Raw genomic sequence first — 480 nt, forward strand, 5'->3', positions numbered from 1 at the left:
CCCCCGCCCCTGAGCGGCCGGGCGGGCCGGCGCCGGGCCCCGCCGCGCGTCTTCGCCGCCGGTGCGTACACACGCTTGTGGGCGCGGGCCGACGCGCCCGACGCGCCCGGCCCGCACTCCCGGGCCGGCTTCCGGAAGGCGCACCCCCGGGCCGGCTTCCGGGGCGGAAGCCCGGCCGGGCGCGGTGGCGCTCCCCCGTCCGGCGACGGTGCGCGGCGCGTCACGGGTCCGGCGGGGCGCACGGCCCGCCCGGTGAGGCGGAACCGGCCGCCGTCCGCCATCCGGACGGCCCGTACGCCCCCTGCGTCCCCTGCGCCCCCCCTACGACCCGCGTGTCCGCGCCCCTTCGATCCCGCGCCCCGCATGAACCCCGCGCCCCGCGTGAACCGCGCGGCTCGCGCGTCGGGGAGCCCGAGTGCCGGGCCGGGCGGGCGCCGCTCCGGTGCGTCCGGGGCCGGAGGCGGCCGCCCGGCCCGGCAC

Source organism: Streptomyces sudanensis, assembly GCF_023614315.1.
In the GTDB taxonomy this organism is placed as follows: domain Bacteria; phylum Actinomycetota; class Actinomycetes; order Streptomycetales; family Streptomycetaceae; genus Streptomyces; species Streptomyces sudanensis.